The 14,571-nt window shown below is 72.4% G+C and carries 11 protein-coding genes; 4 read left to right on the top strand and 7 right to left on the bottom strand.

Translation table 11 applies throughout. The annotated features are described in order from the left end of the window. Positions 1-39 precede the first annotated feature (39 nt). Positions 40-1,662 (top strand): NADH-quinone oxidoreductase subunit NuoF family protein, encoded by a 1,623-nt coding sequence (locus BLS95_RS07175; protein ID WP_342742675.1) that lies wholly within the window; start codon positions 40-42, stop codon positions 1,660-1,662. Between the two features lie 90 nt (positions 1,663-1,752). Next, the gene (locus tag BLS95_RS07180) at positions 1,753-3,144 is read left to right on the top strand and encodes an FAD-binding oxidoreductase (RefSeq protein ID WP_090930092.1); all 1,392 of its coding nucleotides are present in this window, start codon (positions 1,753-1,755) and stop codon (positions 3,142-3,144) included. Here BLS95_RS07180 and BLS95_RS07185 read toward each other — a convergent pair. Beyond that, positions 3,122-4,162, bottom strand: a complete 1,041-nt coding sequence (locus BLS95_RS07185) for a L,D-transpeptidase family protein (protein ID WP_143043614.1) — start codon at positions 4,160-4,162, stop codon at positions 3,122-3,124. The genes BLS95_RS07180 and BLS95_RS07185 overlap by 23 nt on opposite strands. A 178-nt stretch (positions 4,163-4,340) precedes the next feature. On the opposite strand from BLS95_RS07185, the gene BLS95_RS07190 reads away from it, so the two are divergent. Further along, complete coding sequence (locus BLS95_RS07190; RefSeq protein ID WP_090930094.1) at positions 4,341-4,976, top strand: GNAT family N-acetyltransferase; 636 nt, start codon at positions 4,341-4,343, stop codon at positions 4,974-4,976. A gap of 51 nt (positions 4,977-5,027) precedes the next feature. Here the strand turns inward: BLS95_RS07190 and rhaS are convergent, their stop codons facing one another. The 5 genes from rhaS to BLS95_RS58920 all read right to left on the bottom strand — a co-directional run bounded on the left by rhaS (position 5,028) and on the right by BLS95_RS58920 (position 10,767). Further along, positions 5,028-6,113 carry a rhamnose ABC transporter substrate-binding protein gene (gene rhaS, locus BLS95_RS07195; protein WP_090930095.1) on the bottom strand — a complete coding sequence of 362 codons (1,086 nt, stop codon included), beginning with the start codon at positions 6,111-6,113 and terminating at the stop codon, positions 5,028-5,030. Further along, on the bottom strand, positions 6,110-7,120 hold the full coding sequence (locus tag BLS95_RS07200; protein WP_090930096.1) for an ABC transporter permease: 1,011 nt from the start codon (positions 7,118-7,120) through the stop codon (positions 6,110-6,112). The genes rhaS and BLS95_RS07200 overlap by 4 nt, the downstream gene beginning before the upstream one ends. Next, positions 7,110-8,150 (bottom strand): ABC transporter permease, encoded by a 1,041-nt coding sequence (locus tag BLS95_RS07205; RefSeq protein WP_090930097.1) that lies wholly within the window; start codon positions 8,148-8,150, stop codon positions 7,110-7,112. The genes BLS95_RS07200 and BLS95_RS07205 overlap by 11 nt, the downstream gene beginning before the upstream one ends. A gap of 40 nt (positions 8,151-8,190) precedes the next feature. Further along, a complete protein-coding gene (locus BLS95_RS07210) occupies positions 8,191-9,687 on the bottom strand; it encodes a sugar ABC transporter ATP-binding protein (protein ID WP_090930098.1) in 1,497 nt (498 codons plus the stop codon). Positions 9,688-9,816: 129 nt separating this feature from the next. Then, entirely contained in the window at positions 9,817-10,767 is a 951-nt protein-coding gene (locus BLS95_RS58920; protein WP_090930099.1) for an AraC family transcriptional regulator, read from the bottom strand. Between the two features lie 135 nt (positions 10,768-10,902). Here BLS95_RS58920 and BLS95_RS57670 point away from each other — a divergent pair, with 135 nt between their 5' ends. Then, positions 10,903-12,567 carry a zinc-binding dehydrogenase gene (locus BLS95_RS57670; RefSeq protein WP_245764897.1) on the top strand — a complete coding sequence of 555 codons (1,665 nt, stop codon included), beginning with the start codon at positions 10,903-10,905 and terminating at the stop codon, positions 12,565-12,567. Here BLS95_RS57670 and BLS95_RS07230 read toward each other — a convergent pair. After that, positions 12,548-14,527, bottom strand: a complete 1,980-nt coding sequence (locus BLS95_RS07230) for an acetoacetate--CoA ligase (RefSeq protein ID WP_090930100.1) — start codon at positions 14,525-14,527, stop codon at positions 12,548-12,550. The two genes, BLS95_RS57670 and BLS95_RS07230, sit on opposite strands and share 20 nt — an antisense overlap. Between the last annotated feature and the right edge of the window lie 44 nt (positions 14,528-14,571).

A 14,571-nucleotide genomic window follows, 5' to 3' on the forward strand; every position in this document is an offset into this window, starting at 1 on the left:
CCCGATCGAACCCGCCCTCGCCACCCCCCAGGAGAGAACGTGATCCCGGCCCGAGTGCCGCGGGTGCTGCGCATGGGTCCGGCCCGGCTGACAGCCGGGCTGGACCACTGCCGGCGCCTCGACTTACCCGCCCACCGCACGCTTCACGGCGCTCCCGAGCCGCGCGAGCTGGAGGAGCTCATCTCGCACGTCAATGAGGTGGACATGCGCGGGCGGGGCGGCGCGGCGTTCCCGTTCGCGCGCAAGCTTCGCGCCGTCGCCGACGCGGCCGGCTCCGGGGGCGAGAGCGTCGTCCTGGTCAACGGCGCGGAGGGCGAGCCCGCCAGCTCCAAGGACGCCATGCTGCTGACCCGCAACCCGCACCTGGTGCTGGACGGGGCGGTACTGGCGGCCGAGGCGCTGGGCGCCCGCGAGGTGGTCGTCGCCACGGCCGGTGGCGAGGTCGCCGAGGCGTCCGTCGCCGCCGCCGTGACCGAGCGCCGGGCGGCGAACATCTCGGGTGGCTCCGAGAGCCGGGTGCCCATCCGGGTGGTCGGGATCCAGGAAAGGTTCATCTCCGGCGAGGGCGGTGCGCTCGTCCGCGGCGTGAACGGCGAGGAGGCCATCCCGCCGGGCAGGAAGCGGCGGGCCGCGACGAGCGGCGTGGACGGGCTCCCGACCCTGCTGTCCAACACGGAGACCTTCGCCCAGTTCGCGCTGCTGGCCGAGCTCGGCCCGGAGCGGTACGCCGAGGTCGGCACCAGCAAGGAGCCCGGCACCATCCTGCTCACCGTCAGCGGCGGCGCGGCCAACGGCGCGGTCATCGAGGCGCCGACCGGCACCTACCTGGCCGACGTGCTCGCGCTGACCGAGGCCGAGGTCGGCGACGGGGTGCTCATCGGCGGCTACCACGGCGCGTGGCTGTCGGCCGAGGTCGCCCAGTCGGCCGTGATCTCGCGCGAGGGCATGAAGGCGGCCGGGGCCACCCTGGGCGCCGGGATCATCGTCCCGCTGGGCGAGTCGACCTGCTCGCTCGGCGAGGCCGCCCGGGTCGCGGCCTACCTGGCAGCCGAGTCGGCGGGCCAGTGCGGCCCCTGCCGCCTCGGCCTGCCGGACCTCGCCAGGGCCATGTACGCGCTGGTGGAGGGCACCGGATCGGTGGATGCGGTACGCCGGTGCGTACGCGGCGTCGAGCGGCGCGGTGCCTGCTTCCACCCCGACGGCACGGCCAAGTTCGTGCTGTCGGCACTGGACGCGTTCGAGAGCGAGATCGCGCTCCACCTGGAGCACGGCTCGTGCGGGCGCCCGGTACGCGGCGTGCTGCCCATGCCCGAGCGCGAGGCCGATCTCGAATACCGGCTGGAGGTCGACTGGTCGCGCTGCCAGGGCCATGGGCTGTGCGCGCACCTGCTGCCGGAGTTCGTGGACCTGGACGACTACGGCTTCCCGTCGTTCAGGAACGTCCCCGGCTGGATGGTCAAGGAGGCCCGGCGGGCGGTCGAGATGTGCCCGGCACTGGCCCTGCGGCTGGCCCAGACGACCGGGGACGGCCCCAAGCCGGCCGGGTCGCCGCTGCGGCTGGTCAAGGACGGAGTGCTCAAGAAGGCCGGGTCGAGCCTGCCCCGGCTGAGCCGGGTCGGCGGCGGCCCGAGCGTCTCAAGAGTGGGAGGAACGGCTGGGTGATCCAGAGGTGAGGCACATGTGACGAACCTGGCGGGATCCGTCAGGCGTCTCACCCATGTCCGGGACGATCACGACTCGGGGAGACGCCGCATGGACCGCCGGGATTTCCTGCATGTCACCGCGCTCGCCCCGCTGGCGCTCTCCGCGCCGCCGCCCCCCTGGGACCGGCTGCGCAGACGGCTGGCGGGCACGCTCGTGTTGCCGGGTGAGGCCGGATACGACAGCGCGCGCCGCCTGTACAACCCCGCCTACGACCGGATCAGGCCGGGCGGGGTCGCTTACTGCGCGGGCGCGGCCGACGTCTCGGCGTGCCTGGCGTTCGCGCGCACGTACGGCGTGGCGGTCGCCACCCGCTCGGGCGGCCACTCGTACGCGGGCTGGTCCACCGGCACCGGCCTGGTGATCGACGTGTCCAGGATGGCGTCGGTCACCTACGCGAACGGCCGGGCCACGGTCGGCGCGGGCGCCAAGCTGATCGACGTCTACGACCGGCTCTCCCGCCACGGCGTCAGCATCCCCGCCGGTTCCTGCCCCACGGTGGGGATCGGCGGCCTCACCCTGGGCGGCGGGATCGGGGTGGTGTCCAGGAAGTACGGGCTCACGTGCGACGTCCTGGAGTCCGTACGCGTCGTGACGGCCGACGGCCGGCTGCTGACCTGCGACGCCGAGCACCATGCCGGGCTCTACTGGGCCTGCAGGGGCGGGGGCGGCGGCAACTTCGGCGTGGCGGTGTCCTTCCGGTTCCGCACCCACGAGGCGCGCGACCTGACCGTGTTCTCCCTGAGCTGGCCGTGGGCCAGGGCGGCGGCCGCGGTCAGGGCGTGGCAGTCATGGGGACCCTCGGCGCCGGACGAGCTGTGGTCGTCCCTGCACCTGTCGCGGTCGGCGGGCGGGCTGGAGGTGCGGCTCATCGGCACGTACGTGGGCCGCGGGTCCGTGCTGGAGCGGCTGCTGGTGCCGCTGGTGGCCAGGATCGGGCGGCCGTCGTCCCGGTCGGTGCGGACGCCCGCCTACCTGGACGCCATGCGGATCATGGCGGGCTGCCCGTCGCTGTCGGTCGCCGAGTGCCGGCGGCTGCCGCGGGAGACGTTCGCCGCCAAGTCGCACCTCGCCTACCGGAAGCTGCCCGCCGAGGGGATCCGGGCGCTGGTGGCCGGGGTGGCCCGGCGCGGGCGGCACTCGGTGCTGATGGACGCGCTCGGCGGGGCGATCGGGCGGGTGGATCCCGCGGCGACGGCCTTCCCGCACCGGGCGGCGCTTTACAGCGTGCAGTATTACGCGGAAGGCACCGATCGCGGGTGGTTACGCGGAATCCACGGCCCAATGTCCCGATATTTCGGGGATCACGCCTATGTGAATTACATTGACCCCGATTTGGGTAATTGGCGGAGCGCTTACTACGGGGCCAATGCGAGGCGGCTGGCCGAGATGAAGGCGACGTACGACCCCAGTCGGTTGTTCAGAATATCCCAGGGGGTGTGACCTTTCCGCGTACGTGCACCGGGTGCCCGATGCCCACCAGCTGGTAGACGCGCTTGGAGGTCTCCACCGGCATGCGTACGCAGCCGTGCGAGGCGGGATGCAGCGGAAGCCGCGTGGCGCCGTGCAGGGCGATGCCGCCGACGAAGTACAGCGAGTTGAACATCGCGCCCAGGTCGCCCTTCGTCCACCCCGGCGCCCGCCTGGTCACCTTGAAGTCCCCCACCGGGGTTACCGCGTCGCCGCACCGCCCCTGGTGGCACCAGCGCACCTCGGCGCCCGTGGAGATGTGCGCGTAGAGCACCGGGCGGCGATCGCGGTAAAGAGTGAGGAGCTGGCGGGTCAGGTTGACCTCGACCCGGTCGGCGGCGCCGTTGGGGACCAGCGGGTGGACCTTCGGTTTCCTGTCCAGCGCCCGCCACACCTCGCTCCCGACCGCCCCCTTGGGCGTCAGCCGGTGGGCCTTCTGCACGGCGTACACCCCGAACTTGGTCTGCTCGTCATAGACGCCGCCGACCTTGCCGAAGTAGTAGCCGCCGTCGCGCATGCGCCGTTGCAGCATCTTGACGAGCTCGCCGCGGTCGCCCGGCTTGAGCACGACCGGCTTGGCCACGGTGGATGGCTCGTCCGGGCCGGTCAGCGCGTCGTCGCCGACCGTGGGCCGCTCCTCCCACCGGAGCGCGGGGTCCTCGTCCCGTGCGACGACCTCCTCCTCCCGGACCGGCGGGCTCTCCCCACGGCCGATCGGACCCGTCCCCCGCACCACCGGGGTCTCCCCACGGCCGGCCGGGCCCATCCCCCGGAACGGCGGCGTATCCGCCCGGCCGGCCGGGCCTGTGCCGCGCACCGAGGGGCTCGCTCCCCGGCGGTCCGGGCCCTCACCGTCGCCGGGAGTCGCTCGGCGGGAAACGGGAACGGCTTCCCGCCCAGAGGGCGCCTCCTCGGCGAGCGCGAGCGCGGGTACCGGCACCAGCAGCGGCAGCCCGCATCCGACGGCGAGAACGACAATTCCCGAAACCATTGTCCTCATAATTCGACGCCTACCCAGATAGCCGTAAATGCATCCCCTGCGGCGGCCTTCGACAGCAAAATTCGGGAGAATTAGCGAATCCCACCGAGACCGGCATTTCGCATTTATAGCGACCTATGGCAGAAAAAGGGTCGCGGTTCGGCCGGTACGGCTGGCAGGATGCGATGCCATGCGCAACTGGCCACTCTTCGACCTGTCCATCACGACTCCACGCCTCCAGCTGCGCCTGCCCTCGCTCACCGACCTCGACGAGTTGGGCGACCGGGCGGCGGAGGGCGTGCACGAGCCGGATTTCATGCCGTTCCTGGTTCCCTGGTCGGACGCCGAGCCGGAGCAGCGGGCCAGGAGCACGGTGCAGTACCACTTCCGCACGTGGAGCGAGTTCACCGCGGCGAGCTGGGCGATCGAGTTCGTGGTGGTCTTCGAGGGCCGGGTGGTCGGCACCCAGGGCATCATGGCCAAGGGTTTCCCGGTCACCCGCGAGGTCCGCACCGGTTCCTGGCTCGGGCGGCGCTTCCAGGGCCGGGGCATCGGCACGGAGATGCGCCAGGCCGTGCTGCACCTGGCATTCGCCGGGCTGGGGGCCGAACACGCCACGACGGAGGCGTTCGAGGACAACCACGCCTCCAAGGCGGTGACACGGAAGCTCGGCTACCGCGAGGACGGCATGTCGGTGCACGACCGCCAGGGCAAGCCCGTCAACCTCCTCCGCTTCCGCCTGGCCAGGCAGGACTGGACCGAGCCGCCCGGCTTCGAGCTCCACGGCCTCGCCGCCTGCCTGCCCCTCTTCGCCCTGGAGACCTGAGCCCTGTCGCGGGCGCACCTCCCCGGGTACGCCCGCGGGCATCACACAAGGTCAGAAGTCGAAATCGTCAATGTTGTCCTTGTCGAACACGGTCGGCTTCCCGAGCAGCACTTCCCCCTTGGCCCCGACGGTGTACTCGCCGAGCCTGCCCGCCTTGAACCTCTCCCCCTCCGCCCCGGTGATCTGCCCCGAGGCCAGCGCGGCGGCCGCGTACGAGGCCAGGTAGCCGAGGTCGGCGGGGTTCCACAGCTCGAACGCGTCGATGGTGCCGTCCTTGACGAACTTCCTGAGCTGGTTGGGCGTTCCCAGCCCGGTCAGCTTGACCTTCCCCTTGTACGGCGAGTCCGACAGGTAACGGGCGGCGGCCGCGATCCCCACGGTCGTCGGCGAGATGATGCCCGCCAGGTCCGGATAGGACCGCAGCAGTCCCTGGGTCTCGGTGAAGGACTTCTGGTCGTCGTCGTTGCCGTAGGCGACCTTGACCAGCTCCATGTCCTTGAACTCGGGCTTGGTCAGCTCGTCCTTCATGAACTCGATCCAGGCGTTCTGGTTGGTCGCGTTCGGGGTGGCGGAGAGCACGGCGATCTTGCCCTTGTGCCCGATCTGCTCGGCCAGCAGTTGCACCTCCGTACGCCCGAGGTCCTCGGCGCTCGCCTGGTTGACGAAGATCTGGCGGCCGTCGGCGGCGGTGTCGGAGTCGTAGCTCACCACCTTGATCCCGGCGGCCATGGCCTGCTTGAGCGCGGGCACCACGGCGTTCGGGTCGTTGGCGGAGATGACGATGGCGTCCTGCTTCTGCTGCGTCAGCGTGTTGATGTAGGACACCTGGGAGGACGCGCTGGCGTCGGACGGGCCGACCTCCTTGCCCTCGCCGCCGTACTCCGCGGCGGCCGAGATGCCGCCCTGGTTCGCGATCGTGAAGTACGGATTGTTGACCTGCTTCGGCAGGAACGCGACCTTCAGTCCCTGCTTGATGGGGGCGTTCGGGTCGGCCGCGGCCGACGAAGCGGCGCCGGCCGGGGCGGAGGACTGCTGCTGGGCCACGTCGCTCCTGGTGGTGCCGCCCCCGCAGGCGGCGGTCAGCAGGACGAGCCCGGTGAGGAGCGCCGCGGGGCGCCAAGGGGTGCGCGTTGTCATGAAACGGACTTCCCTTCCACTGATGGTGTTGTGCGCCGCCGCCTGACCGCCCCCAGGTTCGGCGCCAGCACGGACGCGACGAGCAGCAGGCCCGTCACGAAGTTGAGGACCTCGTTGGCCACGTCGGCGAGGATCAGCGCGTTGCGCACCACGCCGAGCAGCAGCACCGCCATGAGGACGCCGGGCAGCGAGCCCCGCCCGCCGAAGATCGACACCCCGCCGAGCAGTACGGCGGCCACCACGGCCAGCTCCAGCCCCATGCCGTTGTCCGCCCGGGCGCTGGCGTAGCGGAACGTGTAGACCAGGGACGCCAGCGAGGCCATCGTCCCGGAGGCCACGAACAGCCAGAACTTGATCCGCTTGACCCGGACGCCGGCGAAGAAGGCGGCCTCCACGTTCGAGCCGAGCGCGAAGATCGACCGGCCCAGCCCGGTCGCGTGCAGCACCACGGCCGCCACCCCCGCCAGCACCACGACCAGCAGGGAGGCCAGCGGGATCGGGCCCAGGGAGGCGGTGGCCAGGCCGGTGTAGGCGGGCGGCAGGTCGGCCACCGCCTGGTCGCCGAGCAGCACGTACGCCAGGCCGCGGAACAGCGCGTACGTGCCGATCGTCACCGCCAGGGAGGGCAGGCCGAGCCCGGTGACGAGCAGGCCGTTGAACGCGCCGCACACGGCGCCGACCAGCAGGCAGATCGGCATGATCGCCTCGATCGGCAGGCCCGCGTTCCAGAGCTGGCCGAGCACCGCGCAGGACAGGCCCAGCGTGGAGGCCACCGACAGGTCGATCTCGGCCGCCACGATCACCAGCGTCATGGTGAGCACCATCAGGGCGATCTCGGTGGTGTCCAGGAGCAGGAAGGAGACGTTGGAGCCGTTGGCGAAGCCGTCCACGCCGAGCGAGGCCCACAGGGCGACCCCGGCGAGCAGGGCCAGGATCAGTCCCTCCCAGCGGTAGGCCGCCCGGACCGGCCAACGGGACCCCACGGCCCCGGTGTGTTCAGCGGGCATCGCGGAACCTCCTGCGGCGCAGCGCGGCGGCGACCCGCAGCGCGAGCAGCCGGTCGAGGACGATGGCGGCGATCAGCAGCGCGCCGTTGATCGCGGTCTGGGCGAGCGCGTCCACCCGCAACACGGCCAGCGCGCTGGTGATGGTCGACAGGAGCAGCGCCCCGAGCGCGGCCCCGTACACCGTGCCGCTGCCGCCGAAGATCGCCACGCCGCCCACCACGACGGCCGCGATCACGTCCAGCTCCTTGCCGGTGGCCACGGTGGCGTCCACGGTGCCGAACCTGGCCGCCCACATGACCCCGGCCAGCCCGGCCAGCGCCCCGTTGGCGACGAACGCCGCGACGATCCTGCGGCGCACCCGGATCCCGGCCAGTACGGCGGCCTCGGGGTTGGAGCCGATGGCGTACAGCTCACGGCCGGCCCGCAGGTTGCCCAGCATCCAGCCGGCGACCAGCAGCACGGCCAGGGCGACCAGGGCGGGCAGCGGGACACCGAGCACCGAGCGGGTGCCCAGGGCCAGGAAGCCCTCGGGCATGTCGGCGGCGTTCACCTGGCGGCCGCCGGCCCAGGCGTAGTCGATGCCGCGGAAGGCGTACAGGGTGCCGAGGGTGGCCACCAGAGCGGGCACCTTGGCGACGCCGACGAGCAGGCCGTTGACCGCGCCGCAGGCGGCGCCGAGCACCACGCACCCGGCGATGACCAACGGGATCGGCACGCCCGGGTTGTCGGCCAGGACGAGCGCGCCGCCGAAGGCCGACAGACCGACCACGGAGCTGACCGACAGGTCCACGTTCCTGGTGATGACGACGAGCGTCTGGCCGACGGCGAGCAGGGCCACGATGGCGGAGTTCAGCAGGATGTCGCGCAGGCTGGCGTAGGTCAGGAAACCGGGGTTGGCCGCGCCGGTGACGCCGAACAGCACGCCGAGCGCGACCACGATGCCCAGCTCGCGCACCCGCGCGACCCGGTCGACGAGCCGCCGCCCGCCGTTGCGGCGCCCGGCCTCCGTCCTGGTGGCGGTGGCGGTCACTCGCCCTCCCTCCCCGGCAGGCGGGGCGTACGGTTCCGGATCACGCGGCGCTCCTTCCGGTGGCGGCGGCCATCACGCTCTCCTCCGTCGCGTCCGCCCGGTCGAGCTCGGCGACCAGCCGCCCCTCGTGCATGACCAGCACCCGGTCGGCCATGCCCAGCACCTCGGGCAGCTCCGAGGAGATCATCAGCACCGCCACGCCGCTCCCGGCCAGCTCCGACAGCAGCCGGTGCACCTCGGCCTTGGTGCCCACGTCGATCCCCCGGGTGGGCTCGTCCACGATCAGCACCGACGGCCTGCGCGCCAACCACTTGGCCAGTACGACCTTCTGCTGATTGCCGCCGGACAGGACGTTCACCGGATCCGTCAGCCGGACGAACTTCAGCCGCAGCCGTACCGCCCAGTCCCGGGCCAGCGCCCGCTCGGCCGGCCGGGAGACCAGCGGCCCCCGGCGTACGGCGGCCAGCCCGGCGAGTCCGATGTTGCGCTCGATCGACAGGTCCATGACCAGCCCCTGCTGCCGCCGGTCCTCGGGCACCAGCGCCAGCCCGGCCGCCATCGCCGCCGTGGGGCTGGCGGGCCGCAGCCGCCGGCCGTCCACCTCCACGCTGCCGGCGTCCCACCGGTCGATCCCGAACACGGCCCTGGCCACCTCGCTGCGCCCGGCCCCGACCAGCCCGGCCAGGGCGACGATCTCGCCCCGCCGCACGTCGAAGGACACGTCGGTGAACACGCCCTCGCGGGTGAGCCGGCGCACCTTCAGCGCGACCTCGCCGGCGTCCGTCTCCTGCTTGGGGAACAGGGCCTCCAGCTCCCTGCCGACCATGCGGCGTACCAGGTCGTCGGGGGTGATGCCGGCGATCTGGTCGACGGCGACGAGGGCGCCGTCGCGCAGGGTGGTCACCCGCTGGCACAGCTCGAACATCTCCTCCAGGCGGTGCGAGACGAACAGCAGCGCGCACCCCTGCTCCCGCAGCGCCTTGGCGACGCCGAAGAGCCGGGCGACCTCCTGGCCGGACAGGGCGGCGGTGGGCTCGTCCATGATGAGCACCCGCGCCTGCCGCGACAGCGCCTTGGCGATCTCCACGAGTTGCTGGTCGGCGATCGACAGGCCGCGGGCCGGCTGGTCGGGGTCGAGGTGCACGCCGAGCCTGGTGAACAGCTCGGCGGCGGCGGACCGCATGGCCCGCCGGTCGATGCCGAGGCGGGCGCGGGGCTGGCGGCCCATGAAGATGTTCTCCATGACCGACAGGTCGGGGAACAGGGTTGGCTCCTGGTAGATCACCGCGACCCCGGCCCGCTGCGCGTCGGCGGGCCCGCCGAACTCGACCGGCTCCCCGTCCAGCAGGATCCGCCCCGAGTCGGGCCGGTGCACGCCTGAAAGGATCTTCACGATCGTGGACTTGCCCGCGCCGTTCTCCCCGGCGAGCGCGTGCGCCTCGCCGGGGAAGAGCTCCAGAGAGACCTCGCGTACGGCGCGCACCGCACCGAACGCCTTGCTGACCTGTGAGAGGGACAGAACGGGAGTTTGATCCATGTGCCGCGCTCCCGGCGAAAATCGTTTTAAGCGGTGGGAGGACGGTAGATCAGCGAGTGGCCGGGCGTCAATGGTCGTTCAGGGCGAGAGTGCGGTGGGGCCCTCGTCCCGCGCGGCATGTGCAAATTGTTACGTTTTAAGAACTTCCTTGGCGGGAACCGGGCAGCCCTCGCGGCGATACCTGCCGGGCGCCATGCCGTGCTCCCGCTTGAAGGCGGTGGCGAAGGCGAACTCCGAGCCGTAGCCGACCCTGGCGGCGATCTCCCCCAGCGCCGCCTCCGACTGACGCAGCAACCGGGCGGCCGTGGCCAGGCGCCACCAGGTGACATAGGCCAGCGGCGACCGCCCGACCAGCGTGCTGAACCGGCGCGAGAAGGCCGCCCGGGACAGCCCCGCCAGCGCGCCCAGCTCCTGGACCGTCCACGGGTGGGCGGGGTCCCGGTGGACGGCGTCCAGCGCCGCGCTGACCCCCGGATCCGCCAGCGCCCGCGCCCACCCGCCGACCTCGCAGTGCCCGCGCTCCGCGTCGAACCAGGCCCGCAGGATGTAGAGCAGCAGCAGGTCCAGCAGGGACGACACGACCGTGTCCGCGCCCAGCCGGGGCCGCCGGATCTCCGCGCCCAGCAGCTCCACGGCGGTGCGCACCTCGGTGCGCAGGCCGAGCCGGGCCGGCAGGTAGATCATGTCGGGCAGATCGGCCAGGATCGGGTGGGCCAGGCCCGGGTCGAGCCGGTAGCCGCCGCACAGCAGCACCGTGGTCGGCGGGCCGTCCACGGAGGCCGAGGCGAACAGCGGCGCCGGATCCGCCGGGCCGTGGTCGCACTCCGCGATGGGCGTGTCCGGCGCGTCGGCCATCACGTAGCCGTGACCGTGGGGGAAGAACACCACGTCACCGGCCGACAGCATGATCGGCTCACCGCTCGGCGGCAGCAAGCGGCTCGACCCCTGCAGCACGACCTGGAACCCCGCCGACCCCGGAGCCGCCGGGAACCGCTGTCCCCAGGGCGCCCGCAGCTCGACCCGGGCTGAGCGCGGCTCCCCGGTGCGCATGATGGCGATCACGTCGCTGAGCACGTCCACAGCGGGAGTATAAGCGACTGTTTCCGCCACGAGACGATGGCGTATGAAATTCGCGTCGATGGCGCATTGGTCATCTCGTCCGGCGCCCCTACGGTTGCCTTCGTACATGACGGACGAGCAGGAACGGGGTACGCGATGAGCGTGGTTCTGGTCACCGGGGCGACCGGCACGGTCGGCAGGCAGGTGGCGGCGCAACTGACCGCGGCGGGGGTCGGGATCAAGCCCTTGAGCAGGGCGACGGGCGACCTGAGGGATCCCGGGTCGCTGCCGCTCGACGGGGTGGAGGCGGTGTTCCTGGTGTGGCCGTTCGCCTCGGCGGAGGGGGCGGCGCCGGTGGTCGGGGAGATCGCCCGGCGGGTCCGGCGCGTGGTCTACCTCTCCTCGGCCGCGGTACGCGAGCCGGAGCGCGAGATCGAGCGGCTGATCGAGGAGTCCGGGCCGGAGTGGACGTTCCTGCGCCCGCACGCCTTCGCGGCCAACACGCTGCGCTGGGCCCGGCAGGTCCGGGCCGGAGTGGTACGCGGCGCGTACGGGCAGGCCGCCATGCCCCTGGTGCACGAGCGGGACATCGCGGCCGTCGCCGTACGGGCTTTGCTGGACGACGGTCACCACGGGGCCGTCCACGCGCTGACGGGCCCGGAGTCGCTCACCCAGGCCGACCAGCTCCGCATCATCTCCGAAGTCCTGAAATTTCCGGCGCGCTGGGTGGAGGTCCCCCCGGACGAGGCCCGCGCCGACCTGCTCGCCACCGGCCTGCCCGCCGCGGTGGCGGACGACGTCCTGCGGGCCCAGGCGGCACTGGTGAGCCACCCGGCCCCCGTCACCCGGACGGTCGAGGAGGTCACGAAGGCCGCGCCGCGCACGTTCCGGCAGTGGGTGGCCGACCACGCGGCCGACTTCCGCGAGGTGCCCGCCCCCGCCACCACCATGCGGGCCGCCCGCCTGCATGAATACGGCGGCCCGATCCACCACGACCGGATCCCGACCCCGCGCCCCGGCCCGGGAGAGGTGCTGATCGAGGTCGCCGGAAACTCCTTCAACCCGTCGGAGCTCGGCCTGCGGGCCGGCCTGCTGCGCAATTTGTTCGAGCTGGACCTGCCGCACACGTTCGGCTGGGACGTCTCGGGCACGGTCGTGGAGACGGGCCCGGGCGTCACCGATCCGGCCCCGGGCGAGCGCGTGTTCGGCCTGGTGACCGGCTCAGCCGCCGATTACGTCGTCGCGCCCGCGAGCCTGCTGGCCCCCGCGCCGCGCAGCATCCCGCTGGCCGACGCCGCCGCCGTCCCGGTGGCCGGGCTCACCGCCTGGCAGGCCGTCCACGAGCAGGCCCCGCTCGCCCCGGGGCAGCGGGTGCTGATCAACGGCGCGGGCGGCGGCATCGGCCTGTTCGCCGTCCAGCTCGCCAGGCTGGCCGGCGCCACGGTGACGGCCACGGCCAGCCCGCGCAGCGCGGCGGCGGTCGCCCGGTACGGCGCCCACGAGGTCATCGACTACACCACCACGCCGCTGCCCGGCGGCATGGACGTGGTGCTCAACCTGGCCGGGATCCCCGCCGAGCAGGCCACCGTCCTGGCCGGGCTCGGCCGTACGGTGCTCACGGCCGCCACCCCGATCGAGGGCGGCACGCACTTCGTGATGCGCAACGACCCCGCCCAGCTCGCCGAGCTGGCCGCGCTGATCGACAAGGGCGAGCTGGCGGTCGAGGTCGTCGAGACTCACCCGCTGACGGAGCTGGCGGAGATCCACCGCAGGGCGGAGGCGGGCGACACCCGGGGCAAGATCATCCTGCTGCCGGCCTGAAGTGCCGCAGCACCTCGGGGTTGGCCATGGCGTCCGGGTTGGCGGCCTCCTCGACGGGCGTGCCGAGCAGGATCTTGCGCACCGGCACCTCCAGTTTCTTGCCGGAGAGCGTACGCGGGATGCCGGGCACGGCGTGGATCTCGTTGGGCACGTGCCGGGGTGACAGCTCCTCGCGCAGCGCGGTGCACAGGCTGCGTTCGAGCTGCTCGGTGAGCGTGGCGCCGGGGGCGAGCGTCACGTACAGGAGCAGTCGCCCCTCCTGCCCGAGTTGTCCCGTGTCGATCACCATGCTGTCGGCGATCTCGTCGAACCGCTCCACGACCCGGTAGAACTCGCTGGTGCCCATCCGGACGCCGCCCCGGTTGAGGGTCGAGTCGGAGCGCCCGTAGATCACGCAGCTCCCGTCCTTGTTGATCTTGATCCAGTCGCCGTGCCGCCACACGCCCGGGTAGACGTCGAAGTAGCTGTCGAAGTAGCGCCGCCCGTCGGGGTCGTTCCAGAACATCACCGGCATCGACGGCATCGGCTGCGTCAGCACCAGCTCGCCCACCTCGCCGACGACCGACCGGCCCGCCGGATCGTACGACTCCACCTTCGCCCCCAGCGACCGGCACGGGATGATCCCCGCCCTGATCGGATGGAGCACGGTGGCCCCGACGAACCCGGTGCACACGTCGGTGCCGCCGGAGAACGAGCCGACCGGCACCCCGGGCAGCTCGGCCGACACCCACGCGAACCCCTCGGGCGGCAGCGGCGACCCGGTCGAGCCGACGCCGCGCAGCCGTTCCAGCCCGTCGAGCCGGAGCCCGGACTTCAGCGAGGCCATGATGTACGGCGCCCCGACCCCGAAGTAGGTGACCTGCTCGGAGTCGGCGATCCGCCACAGGGCGGCCGGCGAGGGATAGGTGGCCGCGCCGTCGTAGAGCACCGGCGTGGCTCCCACCAGCAGGGCGCCGACGAGGTAGTTCCACATCATCCAGCCGGTGGTGGTGTACCAGAAGAACACATCGCCCTCGCCGAGGTCCTGGTGGAAGGCGAGCGACTTGAGATGCTCCAGCACCACGCCGCCGTGGCCGTGCACGATCGGCTTGGGCAGTCCGGTCGTGCCGCTGGAGTAGAGGATCCACAGCGGATGGTCGAACGGCACCCGCTCGAACTCCAGCGGCCCCTCCTCGGCCCGCAGCCCCTCCCAGCCGATCACCTCACCGTGCGGCGGCTCCTCGGTGGGACCTTCGGCGGGCCCCTCGGCGGGCAGGGCCTGCTGGGGCGGCCGGCCCTCCTCGGCGGCGGCCAGGTAGGGGATCCACACGGTCGCGCGCAGCGTGGGCAACGCGGCGGCGATCTCGTTGACGGCGGCCGAGCGGTCGTAGCTCTTGCCGTTGTAGCGGTAGCCGTCGACCGCGATGAGCACCTTGGGCTCGATCTGCTTGAACCTGTCGACCACGCTGGCCACGCCGAAGTCGGGCGAGCCCGCCGACCAGATCGCGCCCAGCGAGGCGGTGGCGAGGAAGGCGATGAGGGCCTGCGGGATGTTCGGCAGGTAGCCGGCCACGCGGTCGCCGCGTCCCACGCCCAGCCGGACCAGCCCGGCCCGGACGCGGGCGACCTCGTCGCGCAACTCGTCGCGGGTCAGCTCCTGGCGGGCGCCGTCCTCGGAGACGAACACCAGGGCGGTGCCCCCGGCGTGGCGCAGGGCGTTTTCCGCGTAGTTGATCGTGCCGCCGGCGAACCACCGGGCGGCGGGCATCTCCCCGGACACCACGGGCCCGTCGCCGCGCTCCCCGAGCACGTCGAAGTAGTCCCAGATCGAGGTCCAGAACTCCGCCGGCCGGTCCACCGACCACTGCCAGAGGTCCTCGTAAGGCCCGGACCTGCCCAGCCACTCCAGGTAGCGGGTCAGCCTGGCGGACGCGACGACCTCTTCGCTCGGCTCCCAGAGAAGCTCGCCCTCAGCAACCATGTGTCCCATCCTGTCGCCCGATCAACGGAAAGTCATACCTGACC

This window comes from Nonomuraea jiangxiensis (assembly GCF_900099965.1).
Taxonomy (GTDB): Bacteria; Actinomycetota; Actinomycetes; order Streptosporangiales; family Streptosporangiaceae; genus Nonomuraea; species Nonomuraea jiangxiensis.

Bases quoted from the DNA above. Each gene is read 5' to 3' on its own strand.
- BLS95_RS07190 (WP_090930094.1), top strand. From the start codon at position 4,341: ATGCGCAACTGGCCACTCTTCGACCTGTCCATCACGACTCCACGCCTC.
- BLS95_RS07185 (WP_143043614.1), bottom strand. From the start codon at position 4,162: ATGGTTTCGGGAATTGTCGTTCTCGCCGTCGGATGCGGGCTGCCGCTG.
- BLS95_RS07230 (WP_090930100.1), bottom strand. From the start codon at position 14,527: ATGGTTGCTGAGGGCGAGCTTCTCTGGGAGCCGAGCGAAGAGGTCGTC.
- BLS95_RS07180 (WP_090930092.1), top strand. From the start codon at position 1,753: ATGGACCGCCGGGATTTCCTGCATGTCACCGCGCTCGCCCCGCTGGCG.
- rhaS (WP_090930095.1), bottom strand. From the start codon at position 6,113: ATGACAACGCGCACCCCTTGGCGCCCCGCGGCGCTCCTCACCGGGCTC.
- BLS95_RS07210 (WP_090930098.1), bottom strand. From the start codon at position 9,687: ATGGATCAAACTCCCGTTCTGTCCCTCTCACAGGTCAGCAAGGCGTTC.
- BLS95_RS07200 (WP_090930096.1), bottom strand. From the start codon at position 7,120: ATGCCCGCTGAACACACCGGGGCCGTGGGGTCCCGTTGGCCGGTCCGG.
- BLS95_RS57670 (WP_245764897.1), top strand. From the start codon at position 10,903: ATGAGCGTGGTTCTGGTCACCGGGGCGACCGGCACGGTCGGCAGGCAG.